The organism is Lysinibacillus sp. CTST325 (assembly GCF_054665055.1).
Map to the genome: position 1 here is coordinate 125,482 of NZ_BAAFHO010000003.1, position 24,884 is coordinate 150,365.

General features: G+C 36.0%; 24 protein-coding genes and 1 pseudogene. 6 read left to right on the forward strand and 19 right to left on the reverse strand.

Going from position 1 to position 24,884, the window contains the following annotated elements; genetic code table 11:
* Positions 1-8: 8 nt before the first annotated feature.
* A complete protein-coding gene (locus ACYQ73_RS10370; protein ID WP_460012652.1) occupies positions 9-761 on the reverse strand; it encodes a GNAT family N-acetyltransferase in 753 nt (250 codons plus the stop codon).
* Between the two features lie 435 nt (positions 762-1,196).
* On the opposite strand from ACYQ73_RS10370, the gene ACYQ73_RS10375 reads away from it, so the two are divergent.
* Together ACYQ73_RS10375 and ACYQ73_RS10380 are read left to right on the forward strand one after the other, a co-directional pair.
* Positions 1,197-2,066, forward strand: coding sequence for a cation diffusion facilitator family transporter (locus ACYQ73_RS10375; RefSeq protein ID WP_460012430.1), 870 nt, complete (start codon positions 1,197-1,199; stop codon positions 2,064-2,066).
* A 308-nt stretch (positions 2,067-2,374) separates the two neighbouring features.
* A complete protein-coding gene (locus tag ACYQ73_RS10380) occupies positions 2,375-2,800 on the forward strand; it encodes a GNAT family N-acetyltransferase (RefSeq protein ID WP_460012431.1) in 426 nt (141 codons plus the stop codon).
* Positions 2,801-2,943: 143 nt separating this feature from the next.
* Here the strand turns inward: ACYQ73_RS10380 and ACYQ73_RS10385 are convergent.
* Positions 2,944-3,323, reverse strand: a pseudogene (locus ACYQ73_RS10385) (GNAT family N-acetyltransferase); the annotation flags it as partial.
* Between the two features lie 205 nt (positions 3,324-3,528).
* Complete coding sequence (locus ACYQ73_RS10390) at positions 3,529-3,684, reverse strand: GNAT family N-acetyltransferase (RefSeq protein WP_460012432.1); 156 nt, start codon at positions 3,682-3,684, stop codon at positions 3,529-3,531.
* A 676-nt stretch (positions 3,685-4,360) separates the two neighbouring features.
* Between ACYQ73_RS10390 and ACYQ73_RS10395 the strand changes: the two genes are divergently transcribed.
* Together ACYQ73_RS10395 and ACYQ73_RS10400 are read left to right on the forward strand one after the other, a co-directional pair.
* Complete coding sequence (locus tag ACYQ73_RS10395) at positions 4,361-5,395, forward strand: YdcF family protein (RefSeq protein ID WP_460012433.1); 1,035 nt, start codon at positions 4,361-4,363, stop codon at positions 5,393-5,395.
* Between the two features lie 314 nt (positions 5,396-5,709).
* Positions 5,710-6,240: a SpoIIIAH-like family protein gene (locus ACYQ73_RS10400; RefSeq protein WP_460012434.1), complete on the forward strand. Its 531-nt coding sequence runs from the start codon at positions 5,710-5,712 to the stop codon at positions 6,238-6,240.
* 214 nt (positions 6,241-6,454) lie between these two features.
* Here the strand turns inward: ACYQ73_RS10400 and ACYQ73_RS10405 are convergent, their stop codons facing one another.
* Positions 6,455-6,640, reverse strand: a complete 186-nt coding sequence (locus tag ACYQ73_RS10405; protein WP_460012653.1) for a transposase — start codon at positions 6,638-6,640, stop codon at positions 6,455-6,457.
* A 636-nt stretch (positions 6,641-7,276) separates the two neighbouring features.
* On the opposite strand from ACYQ73_RS10405, the gene ACYQ73_RS10410 reads away from it, so the two are divergent.
* A complete protein-coding gene (locus ACYQ73_RS10410) occupies positions 7,277-7,921 on the forward strand; it encodes an exosporium glycoprotein BclB-related protein (protein ID WP_460012435.1) in 645 nt (214 codons plus the stop codon).
* A 417-nt stretch (positions 7,922-8,338) separates the two neighbouring features.
* Positions 8,339-8,488 carry a YjcZ family sporulation protein gene (locus ACYQ73_RS10415; protein ID WP_370079481.1) on the forward strand — a complete coding sequence of 50 codons (150 nt, stop codon included), beginning with the start codon at positions 8,339-8,341 and terminating at the stop codon, positions 8,486-8,488.
* A gap of 342 nt (positions 8,489-8,830) precedes the next feature.
* Here the strand turns inward: ACYQ73_RS10415 and ACYQ73_RS10420 are convergent, their stop codons facing one another.
* The 15 genes from ACYQ73_RS10420 to hpaB all read right to left on the reverse strand — a co-directional run bounded on the left by ACYQ73_RS10420 (position 8,831) and on the right by hpaB (position 24,882).
* Positions 8,831-10,210 (reverse strand): aminotransferase family protein, encoded by a 1,380-nt coding sequence (locus ACYQ73_RS10420; protein WP_460012436.1) that lies wholly within the window; start codon positions 10,208-10,210, stop codon positions 8,831-8,833.
* Positions 10,211-10,278: 68 nt separating this feature from the next.
* Positions 10,279-10,449, reverse strand: a complete 171-nt coding sequence (locus ACYQ73_RS10425) for a hypothetical protein (protein WP_460012437.1) — start codon at positions 10,447-10,449, stop codon at positions 10,279-10,281.
* Between the two features lie 32 nt (positions 10,450-10,481).
* On the reverse strand, positions 10,482-11,873 hold the full coding sequence (locus ACYQ73_RS10430; protein ID WP_460012438.1) for an APC family permease: 1,392 nt from the start codon (positions 11,871-11,873) through the stop codon (positions 10,482-10,484).
* A 451-nt stretch (positions 11,874-12,324) separates the two neighbouring features.
* Positions 12,325-13,143, reverse strand: coding sequence for a helix-turn-helix domain-containing protein (locus tag ACYQ73_RS10435; protein ID WP_460012439.1), 819 nt, complete (start codon positions 13,141-13,143; stop codon positions 12,325-12,327).
* 666 nt (positions 13,144-13,809) lie between these two features.
* Positions 13,810-15,303: an aldehyde dehydrogenase family protein gene (locus ACYQ73_RS10440; protein ID WP_460012440.1), complete on the reverse strand. Its 1,494-nt coding sequence runs from the start codon at positions 15,301-15,303 to the stop codon at positions 13,810-13,812.
* A gap of 180 nt (positions 15,304-15,483) precedes the next feature.
* Positions 15,484-15,870: a 5-carboxymethyl-2-hydroxymuconate Delta-isomerase gene (locus ACYQ73_RS10445; protein WP_460012441.1), complete on the reverse strand. Its 387-nt coding sequence runs from the start codon at positions 15,868-15,870 to the stop codon at positions 15,484-15,486.
* Between the two features lie 13 nt (positions 15,871-15,883).
* Positions 15,884-16,672, reverse strand: a complete 789-nt coding sequence (locus tag ACYQ73_RS10450; RefSeq protein WP_460012442.1) for a fumarylacetoacetate hydrolase family protein — start codon at positions 16,670-16,672, stop codon at positions 15,884-15,886.
* A gap of 34 nt (positions 16,673-16,706) precedes the next feature.
* Positions 16,707-17,465: a fumarylacetoacetate hydrolase family protein gene (locus ACYQ73_RS10455; RefSeq protein ID WP_460012443.1), complete on the reverse strand. Its 759-nt coding sequence runs from the start codon at positions 17,463-17,465 to the stop codon at positions 16,707-16,709.
* Between the two features lie 65 nt (positions 17,466-17,530).
* Positions 17,531-19,087 carry a solute symporter family protein gene (locus tag ACYQ73_RS10460; RefSeq protein ID WP_460012444.1) on the reverse strand — a complete coding sequence of 519 codons (1,557 nt, stop codon included), beginning with the start codon at positions 19,085-19,087 and terminating at the stop codon, positions 17,531-17,533.
* Positions 19,088-19,091: 4 nt separating this feature from the next.
* A complete protein-coding gene (locus ACYQ73_RS10465) occupies positions 19,092-19,445 on the reverse strand; it encodes a DUF485 domain-containing protein (protein ID WP_460012445.1) in 354 nt (117 codons plus the stop codon).
* A 63-nt stretch (positions 19,446-19,508) separates the two neighbouring features.
* Positions 19,509-20,951, reverse strand: a complete 1,443-nt coding sequence (locus ACYQ73_RS10470; RefSeq protein ID WP_460012446.1) for an aldehyde dehydrogenase family protein — start codon at positions 20,949-20,951, stop codon at positions 19,509-19,511.
* Between the two features lie 33 nt (positions 20,952-20,984).
* Positions 20,985-21,881, reverse strand: coding sequence for a cytidyltransferase (locus tag ACYQ73_RS10475; RefSeq protein ID WP_460012447.1), 897 nt, complete (start codon positions 21,879-21,881; stop codon positions 20,985-20,987).
* 21 nt (positions 21,882-21,902) lie between these two features.
* Positions 21,903-22,376 (reverse strand): flavin reductase family protein, encoded by a 474-nt coding sequence (locus ACYQ73_RS10480; protein ID WP_460012448.1) that lies wholly within the window; start codon positions 22,374-22,376, stop codon positions 21,903-21,905.
* A gap of 23 nt (positions 22,377-22,399) precedes the next feature.
* Positions 22,400-23,383: a 3,4-dihydroxyphenylacetate 2,3-dioxygenase gene (gene hpaD / locus ACYQ73_RS10485; protein ID WP_460012449.1), complete on the reverse strand. Its 984-nt coding sequence runs from the start codon at positions 23,381-23,383 to the stop codon at positions 22,400-22,402.
* 26 nt (positions 23,384-23,409) lie between these two features.
* Positions 23,410-24,882, reverse strand: a complete 1,473-nt coding sequence (gene hpaB / locus ACYQ73_RS10490) for a 4-hydroxyphenylacetate 3-monooxygenase, oxygenase component (RefSeq protein WP_460012450.1) — start codon at positions 24,880-24,882, stop codon at positions 23,410-23,412.
* Positions 24,883-24,884: the final 2 nt, after the last annotated feature.

The window sequence follows — 24,884 nt, forward strand, 5'->3', positions numbered from 1 at the left end:
TCCCCTTTTCATAATGTATTTAATAATTTTTCGAATTTGTTTGCACTCAGTATTTCATGTGTCATAAAATGACCATTGTAAAACAGTCCAAAGGTAGTCCATATGATAGGTGCATTCTGTGCTTCATCTTTCGTCATTAGTTGATATGCATGAAAAGGAATGCCCCTTTCCTCTGCCAATTTTTTAAAATCATTTATAACGCCTACTGCAAAAGGACATTGGGCAGTGAAGTATATCACAATACCATTGTGATTAGATAAAGGATTTTTCACCTGCAGTTTAAAGGAAGGATCGTCGGCACAATCGTTAAATTTATAGACAGCTAGCTGAAAATAAGGCGCTGCTTGATCTACAATTTCAAATCCCAAATGTTCGAAAAAACGCTTATCACTTAGAAATGGAAGCTTTTTCTCCCCTACTATATGTACGATGCCATCCATCCCTTGCGCTAATGCATCTTCCTTACACTTTTCAAACAGTTGTCTAGCATGATTTTGATTTTTAAATTTACCTGAAACCCATAGGCAATTAATATACATATAATTCGGTGCATCGATAGGAACCCAAGCTTGATTTGCCGGTAAATATTCAATAAACACTTTTGCCCGGTCGTTTAAACGAAAAAAAACTAGCCCCTCATCCATACGGTTCATCAACCATTCTTTCTTTTCCTTTACCGCTTCCTCGTATTGCTTCGAACCGAGTGCACAACATATATGCTCCTGTTCAATATTGTTCCTAGTAATTTGAATATAATCCACTTTACTATCCGCCTCTTTACTAATCCAATTTGGTACCACTATTTTATTATATCGAAGGTAGAAAATGGATAGCAATTCCTTTTCTTTTTTATTATCTATTATCTGGAGTTCACGACAAAAAAGCGAACAATTGAAAACTATATTGATATTTAATCTTTGGAATTAAATTTACCACTTTAATTTCTTAAGTAAACCTTATCGCATCTACACATAATATAGTCATTATTCTTCTCCCGCTTTATTAGCGTACAATTTTAACCCAAACACCTTAGCTAGGGTTGTATGATTTATTAAAAAAGATAGTTATATATCTTTCCTTTATACAACTTTTTTTCACACTAATTATTTAATCGGAGTTAGGAAAAAACGTTGCTATAGACCCACTCAAAGTTTACTTGGTATCATAGGTCTATATTTATCAGGAGGTGATTTTAGGTGAATTCATCAAAAATTGCATTTTTATCAGTTTTAAGTAATTCTACTGTGGTCATATTAAAAATTATCGTTGGATTGTTCACAGGATCAGTTGCAATTTTATCGGAGGCAATCCATTCACTTCTAGACTTACTCGCCTCTTTTATTGCCTTTCTCTCCGTACGAATTTCCAGTAAACCAGCGGATAAAGAGCACCCCTACGGACATGGAAAGGTTGAAAATATATCAGGGACAATTGAAACACTTTTAATTTTTGTTGCTGGAATTTGGATTATTTATGAATGTATTCATAAAATTATCACTCCTACACCAATCAAACTTCCAGTTCTAGGAATACTGGTCATGTTACTAGGCGCCTTAATTAATTTTTTTGTATCAAGGATTGTTTATAGAACGGCAAAGAATACCAACTCCGTTGCCATGAAATCAAATGCACTACACTTACTTACAGATGTCTATACATCTTTAGGTGTTGCCTTGAGTTTATTGATTGTCCATTTAACTGGCTGGTACATTTTGGACCCAATCATCGGGATAGTATTAGCATGTTATATTATGATGGAAGCTTTTAAACTGATGAAAGAAACATTTCCTCCATTAATGGATGCCCGATTATCAAAGGAAGAGGAAGAACAAATTATTCGAATTATTGAATCTTTTAAAGATGAATACATTGAGTACCACGATTTTCGAACTAGACGTTCTGGGGCGGAAGAATACATCGATTTCCATTTAGTCGTAGCATCAAACGAAAGCATTGAAACCGTTCATAATTTATGTGATCGTATTGAAGAAAAGATTAATACCCACTTTCATCAAGCCAATATTCTTATTCACCTAGAACCGGAGAATGAAAAAATAAATGAATGATTCGCAAATAACCAGGTCTTTTTTAAAAGTACCTGGTTATTTATTTAATCGCTAAATACACTTAACTTATTTTATAATTTACAATAATATTACATTCATTCGAAAAGGGGATGCTATTTGGAGAAAATTACTGAAAGACGTCCCCAGCCAAAAAGGTTTTTTCTTAGATAGTGGATACAAACAGACTCAACCTTTTTGGCAAAAAAATTGGGAAGCCAAACTTTTTACTGGAGCATTATTGGAATGAAAATAGCTACCACATGGTTTAGAAACGAAATTTCCCATTATAAAAGAGGAGGAAAAAATGAATGCAATACAACATCTCACAAGAGAAAAATGAACGTAAAAAATCTTTAATTAATAATAAGCTTTACGAATACAATTTAAAGCATTTCCCAAAAGATTTAAGAGGCAGATATCAAGAAATCGACCTCTTTCTTACAGATGAAAATGATCAAATCCGCGGTGGCATATTGGGAGAAGTTTGTTGGAATTGGTTAGAGATACATACACTTATGATCGATGAGGATATTCGTGGATTTGGCCATGGATCTAAATTGTTATTAGAAATCGAACAAATTGCTTTAAATAACAAATGTGATTTCATAAAGGTCGATACTTTAAGTTTTCAGGCTTTAGATTTTTATCAAAATCACGGATATCAAATCTACGGTACATTGGACAATGTCGGAAGGGATTATAAACACTACTATTTAAAAAAGGATCTTTCATAGGACTACCAAGTTTCCTTCTAACTATTTTAAAAGAAAAATAGTTAGGAACTTCCATCTAAAAAAAGTTGTAATTGTAATCACTTAATCCTCATTATGTCTTACAATTACAACTTATTCTTTTATACTAAATATAAATTAGTATTCTAATAATTTTGTACTGAATATATATGATGAATTTTATTAAAGATAAACGACTCCTTCTCCTTCATAAAACTATTTTTTTCAGCTACACGAATTGATGATCCATTTTTAGGGTCAATAATACTTATTAATTTTTCTTGTCCTATCTGTGAAAATCCATATTCCACACAACCTTTAGCTGCCTCAGTTCCATAACCTTTAGACCAATATTTTTTATGAATATGGTAGCCCACTTCCACTTCAGTTTTTCCATCAACTATTTGATTAACGAGGCCACAATCTCCAATTAATTCATTCGACTCTTTTAAACATACAGCCCATAAACCATACCATCTTCTCGATATCTTTGTTTATTTTTCTCAACCCAGTTTTTAGTTTGTTCTGTAATCAATTATGCCTTGGCATAATTGCGTCTGGAATCGGCTTTGTGCTTGCACAAAGCACTCCTTTCCGATTCCGTGACATCCGCCGGAGGCTTTAACTTCTTTCAGCAATTATTTTCTGTAGCGACTAGTTACAGGTGGTTGGAAAGTAACTTACGAATTCATCTCACCATCTATAGAGGTAGGAGACTTCTGTACCTGCCGCTACGCTTTCGGTACAAAAGACATTTGCTGAAAGGAGTTAAATGGTGATGGATAATATTTCATTATTTCAGTATCTGAAAAAATTGAATACAGGACAGAAATATCATCATCGTTTAGTTCTCGTAATTCTAACCTTTCTGTTTCCATAATAATCAATATAGTTCTCTCCTCGAATTGTTTTTCCTTTTTAAAATTTCGTAATTTTACCAAAAACAAAAAATCAGCTCATCACCTTAACGTGTGGTTGATTTCCGTTCCGACTGGGCGCTTTGTTGTTGCTGACGCTTCGCTTTCGCACAGAGCAAAGCTTCCTGGGGGCGTCCGATGAGCCGCTTCGCTGCAGGGTCTCGGGCCAACACGATGTTGGTCACGAAGGTGTTATCACACAGGAAGTGATGGTTTTAGCCTTCGTTCCTCTATATCGCTAATCCCTAAGGAGTCGCCCAGTCTCCATTCCAATCAACTCTTTTCAATTTCGCAATAGCGTAATTGCTGCTATCACTTTGCTTTCGCATAGATACATTGCCACAGAACGCGGCGTTCTTAGACTGAGTTCCTCTATTTATTTGAACACCTATTGCAAAGACGAATTCATCTCACCCCCTTTAGAAATAGGAGTTTTCTACTGAATGAAGATAAATAGCATACGTTTTAACAAATGTCATCCACAACTTTTGATGATGAGGCAATAATTATCTTGTACAATTAACAATATTTTTTAAGGTTTATGTAAGGATTACGTAAAAAGGATGTAATTTCAAAAATCTATGCTAATATATAGGAGTTTAAAAATAAAACGATCAATACTATATAGATGAGGTGTAGGTTTTTTATGTATTTTGGGATTATTCCACTTATCCTATTTATTATTTTTTTGTATTCTTACTTGAAAGATCCCAGAAAGATAGTAAATGGCTTTTTATTTAATATTTTTTTCTGTTCATTTCTTTTATTTTGTACGATTGTTTCTTTAGCAAATGAAAACAATACTATAAAGCTTTTAGTTATTATTCCTTTAATAGCACTTTTCTTTATTATACCTTTTGGAATTGTAGCTTTAATGTTCGGCCTATTTCTTAATGCAAGAATTTTAATGAAAAGAGAAGGAAGACGCTTAGCAAATTCCTTAACTTTAATTGTAGCTATTATTATTTTATTATTTATTGTCATGCCTATTATTAGTCCATCTAGTTTCTTATCTACTATATTTCAGCCTATTTTTGGTGGAATATCGCTTATTACTTTTTATTTCTTGATTCATTTATCAAACTTTTTATCTGCATATTTCCTCTATCAGTTTAATAAACCAAAGTATAACCAAGATTTTATCATTGTACTAGGCAGTGGCTTAATTAACGATAAAGTACCACCACTTCTTGCAAGTAGAATTAATAAAGCTATTGATTTTTATCAGAAACAAGCAGCAGTTACCGCACCACCAACAATTATTTTCTCTGGAGGACAAGGTCCCGATGAAAATCTGCCTGAAGCAGAAGCGATGCAAAAATACGCTGTTGAAAAAGGCATTCCTCTTGAGCATACTGTGCAAGAAAATCGTTCTGTAAACACCTATCAAAATATGTTATTTTCGAAACAGGTTATGGATACGTTAAAACCAGATGGTAAATACAACAGCATCTTTACAACAAATAATTTCCATCTTTTCCGTGCTGGTCTATACGCTAGACAAGCTGGCCTGAATAGCCAAGGTATCGGCTCAAAAACAGCATTTTATTATTGGCCCAACGCAATGGTTCGTGAATATGTTGCAATTGTTGTAATGGGACGGAAAAGACATATGAAAGTTGTTGGGACAATCCTCGGAATTTCTCTACTCCTTTCTTTATTTGGCTTATTATTCTTATAGTTAGATGAAAAAAATAATCAACAAAAGGGTACTGATTCATAAATCTAGTACCCTTTTGTTAGTTTTTTACAATAAACATTTTCCCTCTGTAACCACCAACGGGACATGTCAATACTTTCGTACATAGCACCTACTTTAAATGCGAAGACAAAACTTATTTCCGATAATTTAAAGCGGCTTCGACAAATCGGACAGACAAAATGAGTTGTTTTCGTTTAACTGTTAGCATATTTATAAATAAATTCTCATAAAACAGACATTTAAAAGATGCTTAGTGGTATTTCACCAAATTTATCGAAATGGAGGGAAAGTGAATGCACCTACAAAAAAAATCGTCTTGGTTACTTGCATTATTAACTCTAGTAGCAGTAATTTCAGTGTTTTATTTGATGGAATCACCAAAACAATCAAAAGAGGATAAGGATATTGCCTTGTCTGCAGATGCAGATCAAAAAGCCGCAATACAGACTGTGACGAAGGAAGTATCTTCTTCTAGCCCTTTATTTGAAGAAACACGCCTACAAGTTAGTAACGAAAGAAATCAACTTCGCCAAAAGTTAACGCAAAAATTAACGTCAGATGAGTATTTTGTTGACGACCAAAATACAGCGTCTATTGAAATCGATACTCTCAATAAGGAAGAATCTACAGAGGCAATACTTGAGATGCAAATTAAATCATTAGGATTTCCCGATGCTTTAGTACAAATAGAAGGAGAAAACATTTCCGTAACTGTGATGGCAAATAAATTATCAAAATCTCGAGCAAATGAAATTATTTATCTGGTAAAAAAAGAATGCGAAGATGCAAATGTGCAAGTAAAATTCGGTGCAAATAATTATTGAAAAATAGAAAAAGGGGTCTTCATTTTATTTACACAGCGTCACTGAGTTTTTTTAGTGGAAATACCGATTTCTAAGACGCTGTAGCCCCCTCCCTCTTAAACAATGCTTTTTACTCTTCTATAATTGCTTCTCTAATTATTGACCATGAACTGAGTTGCATAATTTATTGAATTTTCAGTCTTTAGAAAATTGCGCAAAACCACAATTACTACATTTAACTTGCATAGTATTCCCCCCTTGTTTTTTGTTGTTCCACATAATGCTTGATGATTTCACTCGATACGTTTCCTGCGGTAGATACAAAATAGGAACGTGTCCATTGGCTTGGCAAATGTTGAAGATGAGGAAATTCCTCTCTCAACTTAAATGTATCAGCTTTATTTATAAATGCAACATACATACAAAAAAGTGCGGAATTTTCGGATACTTGAAGTACCACAAACCTTTCAGTTTTTTAGTAGCACTCCGTATCCGACCTCACTCTCATCCCACACCTGAAGGATTGGACTTTCCCGTTCGAAAATCTGTAAAATGGCACAAAACGTTTTTAATATATGGAACTAGTTAATGAAAATCCTATAAGGGGTTTTATATGTCTGTGTATTTCGCTCATTCAGCCAGTTTAAAACCGTACTGGACGTTCACTGTTGCGTTTATTCTCCACAGAATCGCTCAACATTCCTATGCCCCTACAAATAACAAAGAGGCTGGGGCATAACTAAATGGTTCCTTCATAAAGCCGAATAATCTATAAATTAACAAAACACGATAAATAGAAAAACCGAACTATTCCGAAACACTTCATGAGAGTTTCATTGGATAGTTCGGTATTTTTGTTGGCTGAAACACATTTGTCCCAGCCCCAGGAGAAAAAGTAGATGCTTTAACTATTTCTATAAACGGGGAATACAACTACAGAGGAATCTTCTTGTTCATTTGCTTCGGTATAAACTGCCTACCGAAAGAGATGCATTACAAGAATATTATTATCAAGTTAATAGCCCTTCTCACTTACTTTCTCGAACATATCATAGCGATGAAAGGAGAAAAATTTATGTGCATTAATAAAGATAATTGTAATTGTTTATCAACGAGAAAAGAATGTGATAACTTTGGACCTTTTGTGGCTAAAGATATAAATTGTATAAATTCAGAAATCGAGAACGGCGAAGAAAACAACGGCGGTTCAATAATTCCCTTTTCCTCTGGAGATACACAAACTGTAGTTGAAAATATACTCGGCAATAACCTTGCTAGTCTTATAGGTTTTGGTTCTGCTGTAGACCTTGTACCTATTGCAAATAATACAATTAATTTAACTGGACTTTTAAATGAAGCCTTTACCGTCCCACGTGAAGGAAATATTACTGCTATTTCAGCTTCATATACTGCATTAGGGGGACAGGTTGAATCAGGATCTATAACAATCCGTGCTCAAATTTTTCGTGCACCTATAGGAAGTAATAGTTTTACTGGTACAAGTGCTAGCGTTGATTTAGCTCCAACTATTACAGAACCTATACCTGTAGGTCTTTTAGTATTTGCATCCGCTAATATTCCACCGGTACCAGTAGCTCCAGGTGACCAATTATTAATGGTATTTTATATTTCATCGATACCAGGAGATACTACAGTTGACCTTATTCTTGGTACTGCAAGTGCAGGAATTAATATTGTTTAAAGATTCTAGTGACGGTGCTACTGAATGAAGTGGAAGTTTTACAAATGAACTCTATCCTCACTCCTATATTAGTAGCTGGGGTGCTGCGATTTCAGATAATATAGACAAGAAATTTAACTTCTTTCAGTAGAAGCTAAGCTACAGTATCTTATTTCATTACAGTTTTTATTTTTAATATATTTCACAGGCTATTCACTTAAGCAAAATAACTTTTACTTCATAGTAATAGTAATGTAAAGCAATTATCCTCCTTTTGTATTAAGGGTCACTTCAATCTCAAGTGACCTTTTTTATTGTCTTATCCCACAAAAATATTACTAACTTGATTAATTTTTAATGCCTATTGTTGAATGGATGAATACCCCACTCCTTCTCAGCAGCCTACATATTATATATTGTAGGAAGGAGGATTTTTTTATGGGATACTATGGAAACGCAGGTAATTTTAATTGTGGCTGTTATGGTGGCTATAGCCGTGGCCACGGTTCATCATTTACGCTGATTGTTGTTCTATTCATTCTTCTAATTATTATCGGCGCTACTTTCTTAAATAATGAAAACTGTTAGCATATCAATACAAAACTATCAGTCTTTTTCACCTCTTTAAAGGGTCGCTTCTTGCCTAGTGACCCTTTCATCGTTTCTTTCCTCATATTGTGCAGTTACTTTTTATCATCTATTGCATTAACTTAGTCGATGTTTACATGACCATTGCTGGCGTTCGGCTGTCGAATTCCGTTAAGAATCTATTCTGTTCGTGGAGGGTCTTTTTCATACGCAGATATTCAAGGGATTAAAATACATGAAAAAGGACACTTCCTATACTTAGGAAAAGCGTCCTATAATTGAATAACGATTAACTTCCATTATCTGTCAGTTAATAACATTAATAGATTTTGCTAGCTTGAATTAAATCTGTTTTTCAAACCTTTTAAGAGCCTCAGACATTCTGTAAATAATCTCTTCAACCTGTTGGCTTGTAATAATAAGCGGTGGAGCAAGAGCAACCGTATTTGTTCCCTTCCAATCGAAGTAACGCAATTGCAGTCCTAAGTCCATGCATATATCTGTATACAGAGCTGCGGCGTGTACTGATGGATCAAATGGAATGCCGTTTTCAGGATCTTTAACTAGCTCAATACCGGCAAGTAGACCGAGACCTCTTACATTCGTTATATGCTTATGATTGCTTTCGAGATACTTAAGTCCTTTTAATAATTCTTCACCACGAAGTCTACTATTCTCAACAATTTGATCTCTTTCTAATATCTCAAGTGTCTTCAAGCCAACCGCACAAGCCATTGGATGTCCACTATATGTGAATCCATGGAACATCATTTCATCTGATTGAATAAATGCTTCTCTTACATGCTCTCTCATAATTACGGCACCCAGGTGAGCGTAGCCACTTGAGACTCCTTTTGCAACACATAGAAGGTCCGGAACAATGTTCCAATTATCAACACCAAAGGTCTTTCCGGTTCTTCCAAACCCACAAATCACCTCATCTGCAATAAGCAAAATGTTGTGTTCGTCGCAAAGTTTGCGAACAGCTTGAAGGTATCCGTCAGGAGGGAATCTTACCCCGCCTGCGCCTTGGATTGGCTCCAGAATGACAGCGGCTATAGTGTCGGATCCTTCTGATTCAATTATCCCACGAATAGAACGCGAGTAATTTGGATCACTTTTATCACCAAGTTCTGCATTCAAAACATGCGCTGCAGCGGTAAGGAAGTTCGGAGCATTGGAAGTCGTAAATTTATTGAATCCCTCGATTCCAGTAGCACTCGTGGCTCCTACTGTAACCCCATGGAATGATTGTTCAAGAGAAATAATTTTAGTTTTCTCTGGCTGACCTTTTACTTTCCAATAAAAACGGGCTAGTTTAAATGCAGTATCATTAGATTCCGAGCCTCCCGATGTGAAGAAGCAAACATTCAAATCACCAGGTGCTAATGAGGCCACTTTCTGTGCTAAAAGGATAGCGGGCTCATTGGATTGTCCGCTGAATGAAGAGCTGTAAGAAAGTTTTAACATCTGCTGTTTTGCTACCTCAGCAAGCTCTTCATTCCCATAGCCAAGGTTTACATTCCAAAGCATCGAAACCCCATCAATACGCTCTTTCCCCTCTATGTCTTTCAGATAAATTCCTTTGCCTTCTGTAAAGATTGTTGAAGGCCCTGATAAATAATGAGCTCTTGGTGGTGTCGTTGGATGCAAATAATGTTTTTTATCCAGTTCTGATAATTCCAATTTGCTTAGATTATTTCGCTTTGCAACGTATTGCATATTTTATTCCTCCTTTAATAGACAAATATAATTAAGCATTCCTAGCTATTTAATAATTAATTATCGATTTATGAAATTACCCTTTCACACTCTATCATGCTTTCAATAGGAGTATATAAATAGCCATGAGCTTCTGCTACAGCTTTATATGTCACAAATCCTCCAATAACGTTAATTCCTTTAGCTAATGCTTGGCTTTTCAGAGCGGCTTGTCTAAATCCTAGATTTGCAAGTTTCACACCATATGGGATTGTCACATTCGTTAGCGCATTTAACTAACATTCTGCCCTTCTATATCTGTTAAGAGTTTCTTGGATTCTTTTGAATACATGGATCGAATAGCTAAATAACAAACACCAATTCCCATCCAGGTAAATCCAACTATTTTTCCGACTGTTGAAAGCCCCCACAATATATAAAGACAAACCGACATTCCAATTAATGGAACAATCAAATATTTAACGATATTTTTTTGCTTATTTTTTAAATAGTAATGATTAATTACACAAATATTCACGAAAGCAAATCCTAATAATCCACCAAATGCAACTAAGTCGGATACAATTTGCAAATTCAAAGTTATTGCACCAATAATTCCGATTATTGACATTAATAAAATATTATTAATCGGTGTTTTATACTTTGGATGGATATAGCTAAAAAATTTTTGAGGGATGACATTGTCACGTCCCATCCCCAAGAGCAAACGACTTGAAGCTGCTTGGCTCGCTAAGGCGCTTGCAATTCCAGATGCGATAATCGTAAGTGTAATATAAGTCTGAAGAAACCCGCCTCCTATAGTCTCTAAAACCTTGAAGAAGGCTGTGTCTGGATTATCAATAGCTAAATAGTTTCCTACAAGAATCACTGCTAAATAAGTTACGGAAACATAAAATACCGTTTGAATGACACAGGTAAACAAAATGGCCAAACCAATTTTATTCCCCCCTACGTTCGTCTCCTCAGCCAAGGTTGTAATAGCATCAAAACCTAGGTAAGCGACAATAACAATAGCTGCCCCGCCAATAACTGCTCCTATTGAAAATGAATCACCATCATAAATTGCCTTATAGTTTATTAACGTTAAATCACCCGTAATAATATAGTGGCTTGCGCTGGAAACGAAGGCAATCACCGCGATAATCATGAGGAGCACTAAAACTGAATTCAACTTAGCCGCTATATCAATTCCAATTATATTTATAATCGTGATTGGGATAGCGAAAATGAGAACCCATCCCCAAACTGGAATGCTTGGTACAAGGGCGTTTGCAAAACTTGCACTGATCAAAAAAGTTAGCATGGGTATCAACAGATAATCAAGGAGCATTCCCCATCCAGCTATAAATCCTATTTTAGGGTGTAGCGCTTTATGGGCGTAGGTATAGGTTGAACCCGCAACTGGGTAAGCTTCAACCATTTTACCGAAACTGTACGCCGTAAATAACATTGCAACAAAACCAAGAACATATGAGAGGACAGAATGGCCCTGAGATACCAATGTGATAATTCCGAACATTGACATCGCTGCAACTGGTGCCATAAAGCCAAGACCAAATATAACTAAATCTCGCATCTTTAAACTTCTTTTTAGACTTTGCCCATCTGATAAAATTTGGATGTTCTCTATTGATTTTTGTGTTTCTATAATCCCTACCCCCATTGGCGTTATTATAATTTTGTTATTTATACAAAACGTTACTACCCTCCATACCAATTCAAAACTTTTTCATTCAAGTCAACTTAGGCAGGCTTTGTCTAACTGTACTTCAGGCCTCGGATAATACGGCATTCACTTTCCAGTTCTAGGATTAACTAAAATGTTTCGCCTGACACAGCCTCAACCCAGTTACAACTAATAAACAGTTGGCATTTCGTCATTCATCTGACTCCCCTCTTTTGTTTTGTTGCTTGCCCATTTTTCCTTAAAACTGTAGTAGGAAAATAAGCATTCTTTATATTAATTACAGATTATCAGATTAAGATAATTTGATATTGTAAAAATCGGAACATTCTAAATTTTCACCCAAGAATTCTTCAAGTATGCGCATGCCGGGCGCACTAAAAAAAGCAATTACTTAAATAAGTAATTGCTTTAGCTATACAAACATTATTTAGCTGGTTTTCAGGCAACTTTTTTTCCCAGTTAATTGATAAGGTGTCATGCATCCAAAATTCCGAAACTCATGAATCAAATGAGCTTGGTCATAATAACCATTCTCATAAATAACATCATTTAACGTAAAGTGGGTTGTCCTCAGAAGCATATTTAGTGATGATTGAAATCTTACTATTTGGCTAAATAATTTGGGGGAAATTCCAATATGGTCTTCAAATTGTTTTCTTAAATATCTAGTTGAATATCCTACTTCTTCTGCAAGTTGAGCTATGGTAATATTACCTCTTGTCACGTATATATTATATAATGCTTGTTTTATTAGTTTTGTTGATTTATCAATCTCAAAAATTTGACTTCCCAATGTTTCAATGAATATATTGACTCTCTCCATAAAACTTTCGTCGGTTACTACCCTTTCTAATATATTCGTATTTACAGGAAACATTTCATTTAAGGAAATTTCTTTATCGGTAAGGTCTTTAATACCGAATTTTATTTTCTTAATATCTAGGCATGGCAGAAAACGAATACCAAAGTATGTACTGTTTGGGAGAAGGTTAATCACCCTACTTTTAGTAACGCTTCCACAAATATTGCCGTAATGCTGATCACAATTAATGAGAATATCGATACACCCATCCGGGATAACTGAAATTTGATTACTTACCCCTCCCATTTTAAATTGATAAAACAGAATAGATGGTTGATTTGGTTTAATTCTAACTTTTTGTTCAGTATAGTAATCTGTCTGAAATTCAAAGTCAGGCTGAGACGGCAAGTAACTAATTATTTTCGAATTTAAAAGATTAATCAACTTTATACCACCTTTAAGACAAATTAGTAAACGCTTACAAATCAATGTTTAATACGTGATCATTTCCTCGGTTAATCGAATAACAGCTAAATCAACGGTTTGAAAGTTGCTAATGTTGTTTACGAACGTTCGTAAATAAGTGTAATAAAAAAAGGAAAAATAATCAATAAAACTTTTAGAAAATTTAGATAATTAACCTTCTTCCCTCAGTGTTACTCTTATTTGATGAAGATGGTTATTTCTTTATTGTAGATAGAAAAAAAGATGTAGTTATTAGAGGTAGACTCCATATTTAGAAGTTCTTTATTCATACCTCAAAGTATTTGAAAGCAAGTGTCATTGGAGTTCTTGATCCAATCATGGGCGAAGAATAGATCCTATTGATGAAGAATTAAGAAACTATTGTAAATTACATTTGACTCCATATATACCCCCTAAATTCTTTGAAAAAGTAGACGAATTACCAAAAACGAATAGGGCACAGCTATTAAGAGCGCTTTCACATTCATGGTAAGTTAAAAGCCTGTATCCCTTGTCAACTCAAGGTTACAGGCTTTTCTAACAACAGGTTTATTAACGGTTCAATGCTTTTTTAAGAAATACTTCAAATCTATTAATATCCTCTTACTAGTATCGAACTGTAAGTCATTTGAAATCGCTGCAATCCTAAAACGGATAATCTAATTTACTCGTCTGTACAGATACCCATTTCGCAACAGTAAACTCATCTACAATCCATTCATATCCAAAACGCCCAATTCCACTTTGTTTCACTCCACCAAATGGAACATTTCCTTCTAGCACTGCAGGCATATCATTTATATGTGTTGTACCAGATTCGATTTCAAGGGCTAATCTTTCCCCTCTTTCTAAGTCACTAGTTATAATGGCAGAGGATAATCCATATTCCGTGTCATTAGCAAAACGAATGGCCTCTTCATCACTTTCAGCCGGAATAATTTGTGCAACAGGACCGAATATTTCACAAGATGCAAGACTTGAATCATTAGGTACATCAACAAATACAAATGGTGAAATAACATTCCCTGTACGGTCACCTTCTACGGCAACTTTTAAACCACTTTCCTTTGCTTTATTAACTAAATCCATGATTTTATCAGCTTGTTTTTCATTTATAACAGGTCCAATAATTGTGTTAGGATCCTTGGGGTCTCCTACTGTTAATCCCTTTACTTTTTCTACGTATCTAGCAACAAATTCATCATAAATATCTCTATTAACAATAATTCGGTTTGTAATCGCGCAGATTTGGCCACTATGCAAAAATTTCCCGAAGATGGCGGCTCTCACAGCTTGTTCAACGTCGGCATCTCTTAAAACTACTAAAGGATTATTGCCTCCAAGTTCTAATGCCATTTGTTTTAATGTTCCGCCTGTTACCTTATTAATATGTTTTCCTACTGCAGTTGATCCTGTAAAACTGATAAACGAAGAATTCGTATTTAACAGGAATTCATCTCCTGATTCTTGAAGATCGGTTAAAATAGAATTAAACACCCCAGCAGGAAGTCCTGCTTCTTCGAAAGCCTTTGCAAAAACTTGTCCACCAACTATTCCAACTTGGAGATCTGGTTTATGAACAACACTGTTCCCGAGAGCAATGGCAGGGAAAATTGTTCTTGTTGCCATGTTAAATGGAAAGTTAAAAGGTGTGATGGACGTAATAACACCTAAAGGTAATCGATATACACGGCTAACCTTTCCTGGTGTAGTAGATGCATAATTTTTGGGTGTGTATATTTCATCAACCATATTAATTGAATTTTTTATGTCACTAACCCCAAAGCCAAACTCAATATGAGCTTTAAGTAGTGTTCCACCTGTTTCTCGTGTAATTAATTCCAAAATATGCTCTTTATTTTTCTCTAAAAAGTCTAATGCTTTCGTTAAAACCTCTCTTCTTTGTTCTGGAGTAGATTTAGCCCATTCCTTTTGTGCTGCTTTTGCTTTGTGATAAGCATCTTTTATTTGCTCTACATTCGCTAATTCTACAGATGTAATAGTTGACTGATCATATGGATCCTTTATTGAATAAGTTCTTTTACTACCACCCTCTACCCATTGACCTCCGATATAACTTTTGTTTATTTCACTTGCCCATTCAATGCAGTTCACATCTAAAGCCTGATTCTTTGTCATTTAAAGTCCCCTTCCTGAAATGAAACTCTATACTTAACGCGATGTAACCTAAATTGTAAGCGGTATTAATTGTTTTTTATTGTAAAAAGCGGAACTACCCTTATCAGGATGATAATTGCTAATAGAAGCCAAAAATTAAAAGAATAGGAATGAATGACAGATAGGGCTAACATAGCCTTCTTACTTTTTAAAACGCTTATGAATATTGTTATACTTGTAAGTACCTTCCTCACTGAATTCAATCAATTCCATAGATAATGCCAGATATCGCCTAGTAAATAGATCAGCAAAATGATCCTTGATTACTTCGAATAGTTCGTCACAAGTTTCTTTCTTATTTTCAGCAGATCTTCCCGCCCCAATTTTTAATATAGCATGAACAAATGCATCATCTTCTACTCCATCTGCTACTCGGTAATCTTGAAGTTCAACTGCTCTTGATCGAATTCCTCCAGTCGGAAAAAGATTACTACGGCTAATCAAAACATCATTCACTTTTTTAAGCAAATTCGGAATGTCTGCTTCTTTCTTTATGTTATCGGTATACTCAACAATAAAATGCGGCATGTTTTCATCCCTTTCACTGACTAAAAATGGCTTTATCTCTTTCAGTTTTCAAGAAATGTTTTTCACTAATAATGGTATTTACTAGTCGTCCCACTCCTTCAATTTCAGTAATGACTTCATCTCCTTCTTTTGTATCAACTAAGCCCTCAGGCGTACCAGTAAGGATAATGTCGTTTTTATTTAATGTCATAAAGCTACTTAAATACTCAATTAAATGTGGAATACTAAAAATCATATCTTTCGTTGTGCCTTCCTGAGTAACTTTTCCATTTACATAAGTACGCAATGTAAGATTCATAGGATCTTCAATATCTTTTGCATCGACTAGCCATGGACCTATTGGTGTACAAGTATCTCTATTCTTTACTTTTAAGTTCGGACGATAATAGTTTTCTAAATAATCACGGATGGCATAGTCATTTGCAACGGTATAGCCCGCTACATAATCATAAGCATCTTCTCGTTTAATGTTAGTCCCGGAACGACCAATGACAACTGCAAGTTCACATTCATAATGCATATTAGTAGCCTCTGCTGGTCGGTAAGTCTGACCTCGATGACCAATAAAAGTATTAGGACCTTTTAGAAAAACTAAAGGTTCTGTTGGTGCTTGAAAAGCAAGTTCCTTTGCATGATCTGCATAATTTAGTCCTAAAGCAAAAACGGTTTTAGGTTGGACAGGCGGTAGCCAGACCACTTCCTCCTCAGAAACAATTTGTCCATTATCTAGTTTCAGGTGACCATCATTTGTCTCAATTGCATGATGAATGACATCCTGAAATACTACACGTGCATGTTTCATATTAATCGCGCTCCTTTACAAAACAATGAGATTCTCATTTAACTGTATTTTCTAAATAACCGATTCCATCGATTTCTATTCGTACTCGATCACCCTCTTTAACAAGCGGAGGATTTTCAGGTACTCCAGCCAGTAAAACATCTCCCTCATATAGCGTCATAAATTCCGAAATTTCAGAAATCAACTGTGATACAGGACGAATTAAATTGGCCGTTGTATTCTTTTGTTTTAACTCATCGTTAACGAATACAGTAATCGTCAACTTATTAGGGTCAGAGATTGCATCGCGTTCAATAATCCATGGACCTACAGGGCAAAAATTATCTCTTGCTTTTTGTTTAACAGCTGGTCGATAAAAATTCTCATGCGGAATACTCACATCATTTACAATGGTGTATCCTAATACATGATCTAAAGCTTTTTCTTCTGTTACACGTGTAGCATTTTTCCCAATGACAATGCCTAATGAGGCACCTACTTGCAGATGGGATGTATCCTCGGGTAATGGAATTGAAGTTTTAAATCCAGTAATGGTGTTCACCGGTTTTATATATAAGACAGGCGCTTTGGGAGGCTGTTTATAAGGTTCCTTAGTTAACGATGAACCTAATGCCTTTAGCTCGCCACTATAATTTAATAAAGTCCCATATACTGTACCCGAAATTGGCGCCTCCAAAGAGGACTGCTCTACTGTTAAATTTCTATCACCGAGAATAATTGTATTGTTTTGAGGATCTACTTCCACTTCTTTTGTGTGAAGGGTTTCACTAAATTTAATAATTGCCTTACTCATAACTATTCACTCCTCTCATAAACTCGTAAATTCTTCTAATGGTTACTTAACTTGCAAAACTATCACTAATGGTTAACTACACCTTTAACATCATTACCTATATTTGACTTAACGATAATTTCTGAAAAATTATCCTCTACATTTTTTGACTTACGGTTCCCTATAAATGTACCAATGTAGCAGCCTAAGAAACCTAACGGTATAGAAATAATTCCCGGTGATGCAAGAGGAAAAATCGGATTACCAGTAAATAAGGCTACGCCTGGTTCTGGATTCCAAACATTTGGACTTAACATAACCAGACCAATCGTGCCAATTAATCCTATAAGCATGCCAAAGATTGCTCCAGTTTTGTTGAATTTTCTCCAAAAAATAGTTAATAAAATAACTGGTAAATTCGAACTCGCTGCTAATGTTAGTGCGAGTGATGATAAAAAGGCAACATTAAAATTTTGAAGAAATAGTGATAAGGTAATGGCGATAGCAGTGATAAGAATCGATGCAAGACGTACCATAAACATTTGCTGTTTTTCGGTTGCTTTCCCGTCTTTTAAAATTTCGTTATAAAAGTCATGGGAAAATGCTGTTGCTCCCGTAACTACAATTCCAGCAACAACTGCGAGAATAGTAGCAAAAGAAACCGCAGAAATGAAAGCAAACATAAAATCTCCGCCAATAAACTTTGCTAATAATGGCGCTGCCATATTCCCTGCAGGGTTAGCCTCTATAATATTCGAAGTTCCAACTAGTTTTGCTGCTCCAAACCCAAGGAAAATGACCATTATATGGAATAGCCCCATGATCCACATAAGCCAAACGACTGACTTTCTGGCAACCTGAGCATTAGGTACAGTTAAAAAGCGAACTAATACATGGGGTAGACCCGCTGTCCCAAGAATGAGCCCAAGTGTTAAAGAAGCTGCATCCCAACCGTTTTTATATTTTAAACCAGGATTTAAGAAATCAATTCCAAAAGGAGTGGCTGTTTTCATATCAGTAAAAATGCCAATAAAATTAAAATTAAATTTCCACATAACCATGACAAACAGAATAAAGGTTCCACCTACTAAAAGAACGGCTTTAATAATTTGAACCCAGCTTGTTGCGGTCATTCCTCCAAACAAAACAAAAGCTAACATACCAACACCAACAATAAGGACTGAAATATTATACGGAATACCTAATAATAATTTGAATAAAGCTCCTGCAGCAACAAGCTGTGCAAGCATATAAAAAACTGAGATGATTATTGTATTGAAGGCAGTTACGCCTCGTACTTGTTTAAACCTAAATCGAGCAGTAATCATATCACCTAACGTATATTTCCCAAGGTTCCTTAATGGTTCTGCAACTAAAAATAAAATGACAAGAAAAGAAACAAGGGCACCGTACATGAGGAAAAATCCGTCATATCCCATTAAAGAAAAGGCACCAATTAACCCCAAAAAGGTAGATGCAGACATAAAGTCTCCAGCTAAAGCAAGACCATTTTGCCTAGCAGTCAGACCACCTCCAGCTGTATAAAAAGAACCTGCCGTTTTTGTTTTTTTGGAAGCATAGTACGTAATGAAAAGTACCCCTATTGACATGAGTACAAAAAGAAGAATAATATCCCATCCCATATGTCTACAGCCCCTCCTTTACTAAGATTTGCTTTACCTTTTCGTCAAATTCAGCGGCCTTTTTTACATAAACACCGCATACCCCAAATGACATAAAGATAATTGAAATACCGTAAATCCACGCCAACGTAATGTCTCCTATTACTTGGACGTTTAATATATTTGTAAACAAGGCTAGGAATGGTAAAGCTAGTGAATAAGCCAAATAAAAAATTGTGTAAGGAATAATAAACTTTTTCTTATCTACAAGTAGTTGTTTAAAATCCTCCGAGGTGGAAATTTTGTCATAATCTATTTGTTTGTTGTCTTGTTGTTCGATGTCTTTTTTTACACTGCTTTGTTCTTTTACTAGCTCCAAATTGATAGCACCTCTTTCCTAATCATTTAATAGGGTTCTTAAATGCTTCTAATTCTTTGATTTTTAATTTCTATTAAAAACCACTAGTTTTAGCTCTGTCATTTCCTCTACAGCATATTTTATTCCTTCTCTTCCAACTCCACTTTCCTTCACACCTCCATAAGGCATGTTATCTACACGAAACGTTGGAATGTCATTAATCATAACGCCTCCAACATGAAGGTTTTCAGCTGCAGTTAACGCTGTATGAACATTATCCGTGTAGACTCCCGCTTGGAGACCATATCGCGAATCATTTACTTGCTCAATTGCTTCCTCTACTGCTTGAACTTTATTGATGATCACAATTGGAGCAAACACTTCTTGACACGAAACTTTTAAAGAAGACTCTGCATTTAATAATACCGTTGGCAATAAAATATTCCCTTCTGCGATTCCCCCAGTTGCTACTTCTGCTCCATGTTGTTTCGCCTCATGAATCCAATCTAAAGTACGTTCCACATCTCCTTTTGAAATAAGTGCTGAAACATCCGTACGTGGATCTAAAGGGTCACCAATTTTGAGTTGTTGAGTTGCTTCAACGAATTTTTGCACAAATGTTTCGTACAAACTTTCATGAATATAAATTCTTTGTAATGATATACATACTTGACCTTGGAAAGAAAAGGCTCCCTTCACACAACGATTAATAATTGAATCAATATCGATCCCTTTATCAATAATAACGGCTGCATTTGAACCCAGTTCTAATGTCACGCGCTTCAGTCCTGCTTTGTTTCGAATACCAATCCCAACAGCTGGGCTGCCCGTAAATGTAATAGCTGCAATTCTATCATCGGTCACGATTTTATCCCCCACGACTCTTCCGCTTCCAGTAATAACATTTAGAGCTCCATTAGGTAAACCGGCCTCCTGTAACAACTCTGCTAAAAAGAAAGAAGATAGTGGAGTTTGACTTGCTGGTTTTAATACAATTGTATTTCCTGCGGCAATGGCAGGGCCTACTTTATGGGCAACTAAATTCATCGGGAAATTAAATGGCGTAATCGCTCCAATAACCCCAATAGGTTCACGCACCGTATATGCTACTCGTTTTTCTCCACCTGGTGCAGCATCCAATGGAATCGTTTCTCCATGAATTCGCTTTGCTTCTTCAGCTGCAAACTTATACGTTTGTATTGTCCGTTTCACTTCATCGATTGCAGTAGCAATTGGTTTAGCTGCCTCTAAAGCGATAATTTCTGCAGCTTCATCTAAACGCTTCTCAAACAAAGCCACCAAACGTTCCAAAATAGCTGCACGTTCGTGAGCTGGCATTTTCGCCATTACTGTTTTTGCACGAACTGCAGCTTCAATTGCCTCATTCACTTCTTTTTCATTAGCCTTAGGAATATATGCAATAACATCTCCAGAGTATGGAGATGTTAGAGATGCATGTTCAGTGGCTTCTTGCCATTGACCATCAATGTATAAGTTTTTCTTTCTTGCTTGCACTTTTAAATTCATAGTCTACTCCTTTCCGTTATAGCCTACTGTTAATTAGATCACTAGCTCATCTTTTTGCATGTACTCATTCATTCCGTATGACTCATTTTGCTTACCATATTTATAATCTAGCCACTTTACCTTAATCCGCTTCTTGTATGGGTTTACAGGACAATCTTTTAATTGTATTAATAACGAAGGGTGTTGCTCATTTATAGATATTTGATGGCAAATTCCATCATAATAATTACCATCTATTTCAACTTGAATATGGTAAATACCAGGTTTAGGCATTCGGCATGTCTGTTTAACTATTAATTTAAGAAACTGATGTTTTTTATAAAAAAGGGAACTTTGATTCACTTCTCCATTAATTTCATAAAAATTGCCAAGATACATAGGAATCTTTTGCACATGACCTTCATCAAGCAATTTTCGGATTGCTGTTGAACTAATTTTTTCATCACAATGTTGGATCTTCGGAACAGTCGTTACTTCCAAACTTCCGGGATTATACTCTGATAACGTTTTCATATTACCGAGTCCTTTATAGCCATAATGATAATCAAAGCCTGCTACAACATGTATACAGCCAAGTCCTATAATGTATTGTTCAACAAAATCGATAGGAGAAAGACGGGCAAACTCAGGGCTAAACTCAACAACAAATAACTTCTCAACACCCAGCTTTTCAAATCGATCTTCTTTCAAAGGAAGCGGAGTTAAATAAGTCATTGGCTCCATATGAGGAAAGAGTATATCTTTTGGGTGCGGATAAAACGTCATAACACCAAAGGCGCATTGTTTTTGCACAGCAATTTGTTTTGCTGTTTCAAGAATTTTTTGATGACCGATGTGAACTCCATCAAAAAAACCAAGGGCCAAAACACAAGCTTCTAATTCAGTGAACTTTGATTTATCTATTGAACTTTTGATATAAATTGTCTCCATCGTTGGCCCTCTCCTTATATGTTAAGTTAACTGCGGTGCAGCGAGCTGGCCATATTTCCCTGCAAAGAATGTCAGAGGATTTCCTTCACGAAGGACAATATCTTCTACTTCTCCAAGGAACAGCGTATGGTCACCAGCTACTTGCTTTCCATATACATTGCATGTAATATTTGCCAGCGCATCCTTTACTACCGAGATTTCATTTAGGCGGTCAAATTCTGGTTCACGCTTTTCTTTGATCTGGCCAGCGAATAACATAGAAACTTCTTGCTGGTCTTCCGATAAAATATTCACTGCAAATTTACCGGAGCGGTTAATTTTATCCAACATTTTTGCATTTTCTTTAATCGATATTAGTACGAGTTTCGGGTTTAACGACACTGACATGAAGGCATTTGCTGTCATGCCATGAGGCTCTCCATCAATGTCCGTTGTAATAACTGTTACGCCGGTTGCAAATTTACCCATAGCATCTCGAAATGTACGATCATCCATTGAGATTCCTCCATTCTTTTTATTTATATAACTAATTCTGGTTTGCGCTGCGCAAGGTTTGGTGACTTAGATTGAATTTGTTCATTGGTTTCAATATCTAAAAACGGAGATGTTTCATTAAACCAGCTATCTGGTGCTTTTGCACCCCATAATGTTTGACGACGTGGGTCATTTAAATCCCATCGAATTGGCTCAAAGTCATTGTCACTTGTTAAGTAATCTCCGTTATACAGCTCAATGCGGTATCCATCTGGATCTCTTAAATACAAGAAGAACGCATTGGATAAGCCGTGGCGTGCTGGACCTCTTTCAATGTTCTCTGAATAGCCAAGAGAAGCTAAAACATCACAACAGTGAATTAGAGCAAGTGGATCCGGTAGCCAGTAAGCAAAGTGATGAAGACGTGGACCATCTCCGTTCATAAAGGCTTGATCATGCACGGTCTGTTTGCGATGGAGCCATGCAGCCCAGATACTTCCATCTTCTATAGTTGTATATTCAGAACATGCAAAGCCTAGCTCATTGATAAAGAAGTTATATGCTTTTTCCACATCCGGTACAGCACAGTTTACGTGGTCAATCCGCTGAATTCGGGCACCGCTGTATAAGTCATAGCGCTGAAGTAAGCGCTCTGCTTTTTCAATCTTGCAGAAAAATTCAAGAGGCATCCCTGAAATATCATGTACATGCAGTGCACGCCCAAGAGCATGCTGAGTTCCTTCCTTAAGCCACTTTGTTTTTAAGCCTTTTGATTGAAACAATTCAGCCAGACGATCTAGATCTTCTTCTTTCTCTACTTTGTAACCGAGTGCATGTACCCCTAACGCATCGGACTTTTTAAGAACTAAGCTGTGGTGTGTGTGTTCTTCAAGCCCTCTCAAATAAACACAGTCGTCCTTTGTTTCCGTTTCAATCATGCCGAGCGCTTTTACATAAAAATCTTTTGAACGGTCCAAATCCTTCACATTAATAACAGTTCTGGCAATACGAATGATATTGAAATCCAAATTCCTCATCTCCCTTAGTCGTTTAATTAGCTATTTTTAGCAAACTCTTCTGATCGATTCAAAAATTCTTTTACACGATCAACATATTCCTGTTTGTCATACCCGTTATAAAGCGTACTTGCCATTCTAATTGGATCACCGAAGAAGAAGCGTTCGTAAAGTGTTTGTCGAGAACCGAATGAACTTATACATACATCCCATGCCAAACGATAAAGTTTCACACGATTATAAGCATCACCAGTGGCTGATTGTAAATACTTATCAAGATCCGGACGAATATCAGAATTGAAGTCTGATTCTGATGGAATCGCCATTAAGCCACTTGCACCCATTAATTGCATAATTTCTGTAAAGCGAGGGTAAATTTTCGGGAAGTAATGACGTGCTGCATTTAACGGTGCAAATTCTGGTGTCATAGTTCCCCATCTATCCACCTTTGCATTTGCTTCGGCAGCAACGACATATGCTTTCATCGTTTCAAGTGCAATAATTACCTCAGAGATTTTCTCCTGTATATGTTGGTATTGGCCAATATTAATTGTCTCTGCCATTAATTGAAGAATACCAAGTACAAACTCTGTTTTCGCGATATTTTTCGATACAACTTGATGTGTCATATGAACAACTGCATTACTTTCATTGTAGGCCTGGTTGCACACATTAACATCACCAAGGGCAAAAACTCGATTCCACGGAACGACAACATCATCAAACACAACAATGGTATCCATTTCTTCAAAGCGAGATCCTAGCGGATGGTCGAAATGAGACTTACCATAATCAAAAGATTCTCGACAAATAAATTTTAAGCCCGGTGTGTTATTAGGAATAGAAAATGCAAATGCATATGGATTTTCTTCAGCTGATTGTTTTAATAAAGTAGATGGGAATACCATGATTTCGTCGGTAATACCACCTTGAGTAGCAAGTAATCTTGCCCCTTTAATAACGACCCCTTCAGATGTTTTCTCTTTAATCCGTGCTGCAATAAACGGATCTGGCAGCTGTGCTGAATTTACTCCCCTATTGACTTGAGGCTGAATCAACGTATGTGTTAAAGATAAATCATTTTCACGGCAATACTCGTAGTAGTTGGCCATGTTTTCGGCATAGATGGAGTCCTGTTTTCCAAACATTTCTGAAGCTGAACCATACGCCATCATCCCGACATTAATGTAATCAGGGGAACGTCCCATCATGCCACCATTATATTTCGCCCATTCTTGCATCATTTTGCGACGTGTCACCAAATCTTCTTTTGTTTTTGGCTGAATAAAAGATGTACCTACCCGTTCACCAGTTGTTGGAGATTCATATGTCATGTAATCCTTTTTGTCTGGATCATGTTGCAAATCGTAAAGTTCTGCCTGAGTTTTCATAACTCCTTTAAAAGCTGGATGTTCAGAAATCTTGCCTTCTACTCGTTTTCCATCAATCCATATATTTGCCTGTGCATTATCAACTCTTTCAATATATTGCTTTCCTGTTTTTGCTGGCATTA

What these genes read in the sequence shown, in the direction of transcription:
- ACYQ73_RS10430 (WP_460012438.1), bottom strand. Translation starts at nt 11,873, where the DNA reads ATGGGGGTAGGGATTATAGAAACACAAAAATCAATAGAGAACATCCAA.
- ACYQ73_RS10380 (WP_460012431.1), top strand. Translation starts at nt 2,375, where the DNA reads ATGCAATACAACATCTCACAAGAGAAAAATGAACGTAAAAAATCTTTA.
- ACYQ73_RS10445 (WP_460012441.1), bottom strand. Translation starts at nt 15,870, where the DNA reads ATGCCGCATTTTATTGTTGAGTATACCGATAACATAAAGAAAGAAGCA.
- ACYQ73_RS10470 (WP_460012446.1), bottom strand. Translation starts at nt 20,951, where the DNA reads ATGAATTTAAAAGTGCAAGCAAGAAAGAAAAACTTATACATTGATGGT.
- ACYQ73_RS10440 (WP_460012440.1), bottom strand. Translation starts at nt 15,303, where the DNA reads ATGACAAAGAATCAGGCTTTAGATGTGAACTGCATTGAATGGGCAAGT.
- ACYQ73_RS10455 (WP_460012443.1), bottom strand. Translation starts at nt 17,465, where the DNA reads ATGAGTAAGGCAATTATTAAATTTAGTGAAACCCTTCACACAAAAGAA.
- ACYQ73_RS10480 (WP_460012448.1), bottom strand. Translation starts at nt 22,376, where the DNA reads ATGGATGATCGTACATTTCGAGATGCTATGGGTAAATTTGCAACCGGC.
- ACYQ73_RS10405 (WP_460012653.1), bottom strand. Translation starts at nt 6,640, where the DNA reads ATGTATGTTGCATTTATAAATAAAGCTGATACATTTAAGTTGAGAGAG.
- hpaB (WP_460012450.1), bottom strand. Translation starts at nt 24,882, where the DNA reads ATGCCAGCAAAAACAGGAAAGCAATATATTGAAAGAGTTGATAATGCA.
- ACYQ73_RS10400 (WP_460012434.1), top strand. Translation starts at nt 5,710, where the DNA reads ATGCACCTACAAAAAAAATCGTCTTGGTTACTTGCATTATTAACTCTA.
- ACYQ73_RS10395 (WP_460012433.1), top strand. Translation starts at nt 4,361, where the DNA reads ATGTATTTTGGGATTATTCCACTTATCCTATTTATTATTTTTTTGTAT.
- ACYQ73_RS10475 (WP_460012447.1), bottom strand. Translation starts at nt 21,881, where the DNA reads ATGGAGACAATTTATATCAAAAGTTCAATAGATAAATCAAAGTTCACT.
- ACYQ73_RS10450 (WP_460012442.1), bottom strand. Translation starts at nt 16,672, where the DNA reads ATGAAACATGCACGTGTAGTATTTCAGGATGTCATTCATCATGCAATT.
- ACYQ73_RS10420 (WP_460012436.1), bottom strand. Translation starts at nt 10,210, where the DNA reads ATGCAATACGTTGCAAAGCGAAATAATCTAAGCAAATTGGAATTATCA.
- ACYQ73_RS10415 (WP_370079481.1), top strand. Translation starts at nt 8,339, where the DNA reads ATGGGATACTATGGAAACGCAGGTAATTTTAATTGTGGCTGTTATGGT.
- ACYQ73_RS10410 (WP_460012435.1), top strand. Translation starts at nt 7,277, where the DNA reads ATGAAAGGAGAAAAATTTATGTGCATTAATAAAGATAATTGTAATTGT.
- ACYQ73_RS10460 (WP_460012444.1), bottom strand. Translation starts at nt 19,087, where the DNA reads ATGGGATGGGATATTATTCTTCTTTTTGTACTCATGTCAATAGGGGTA.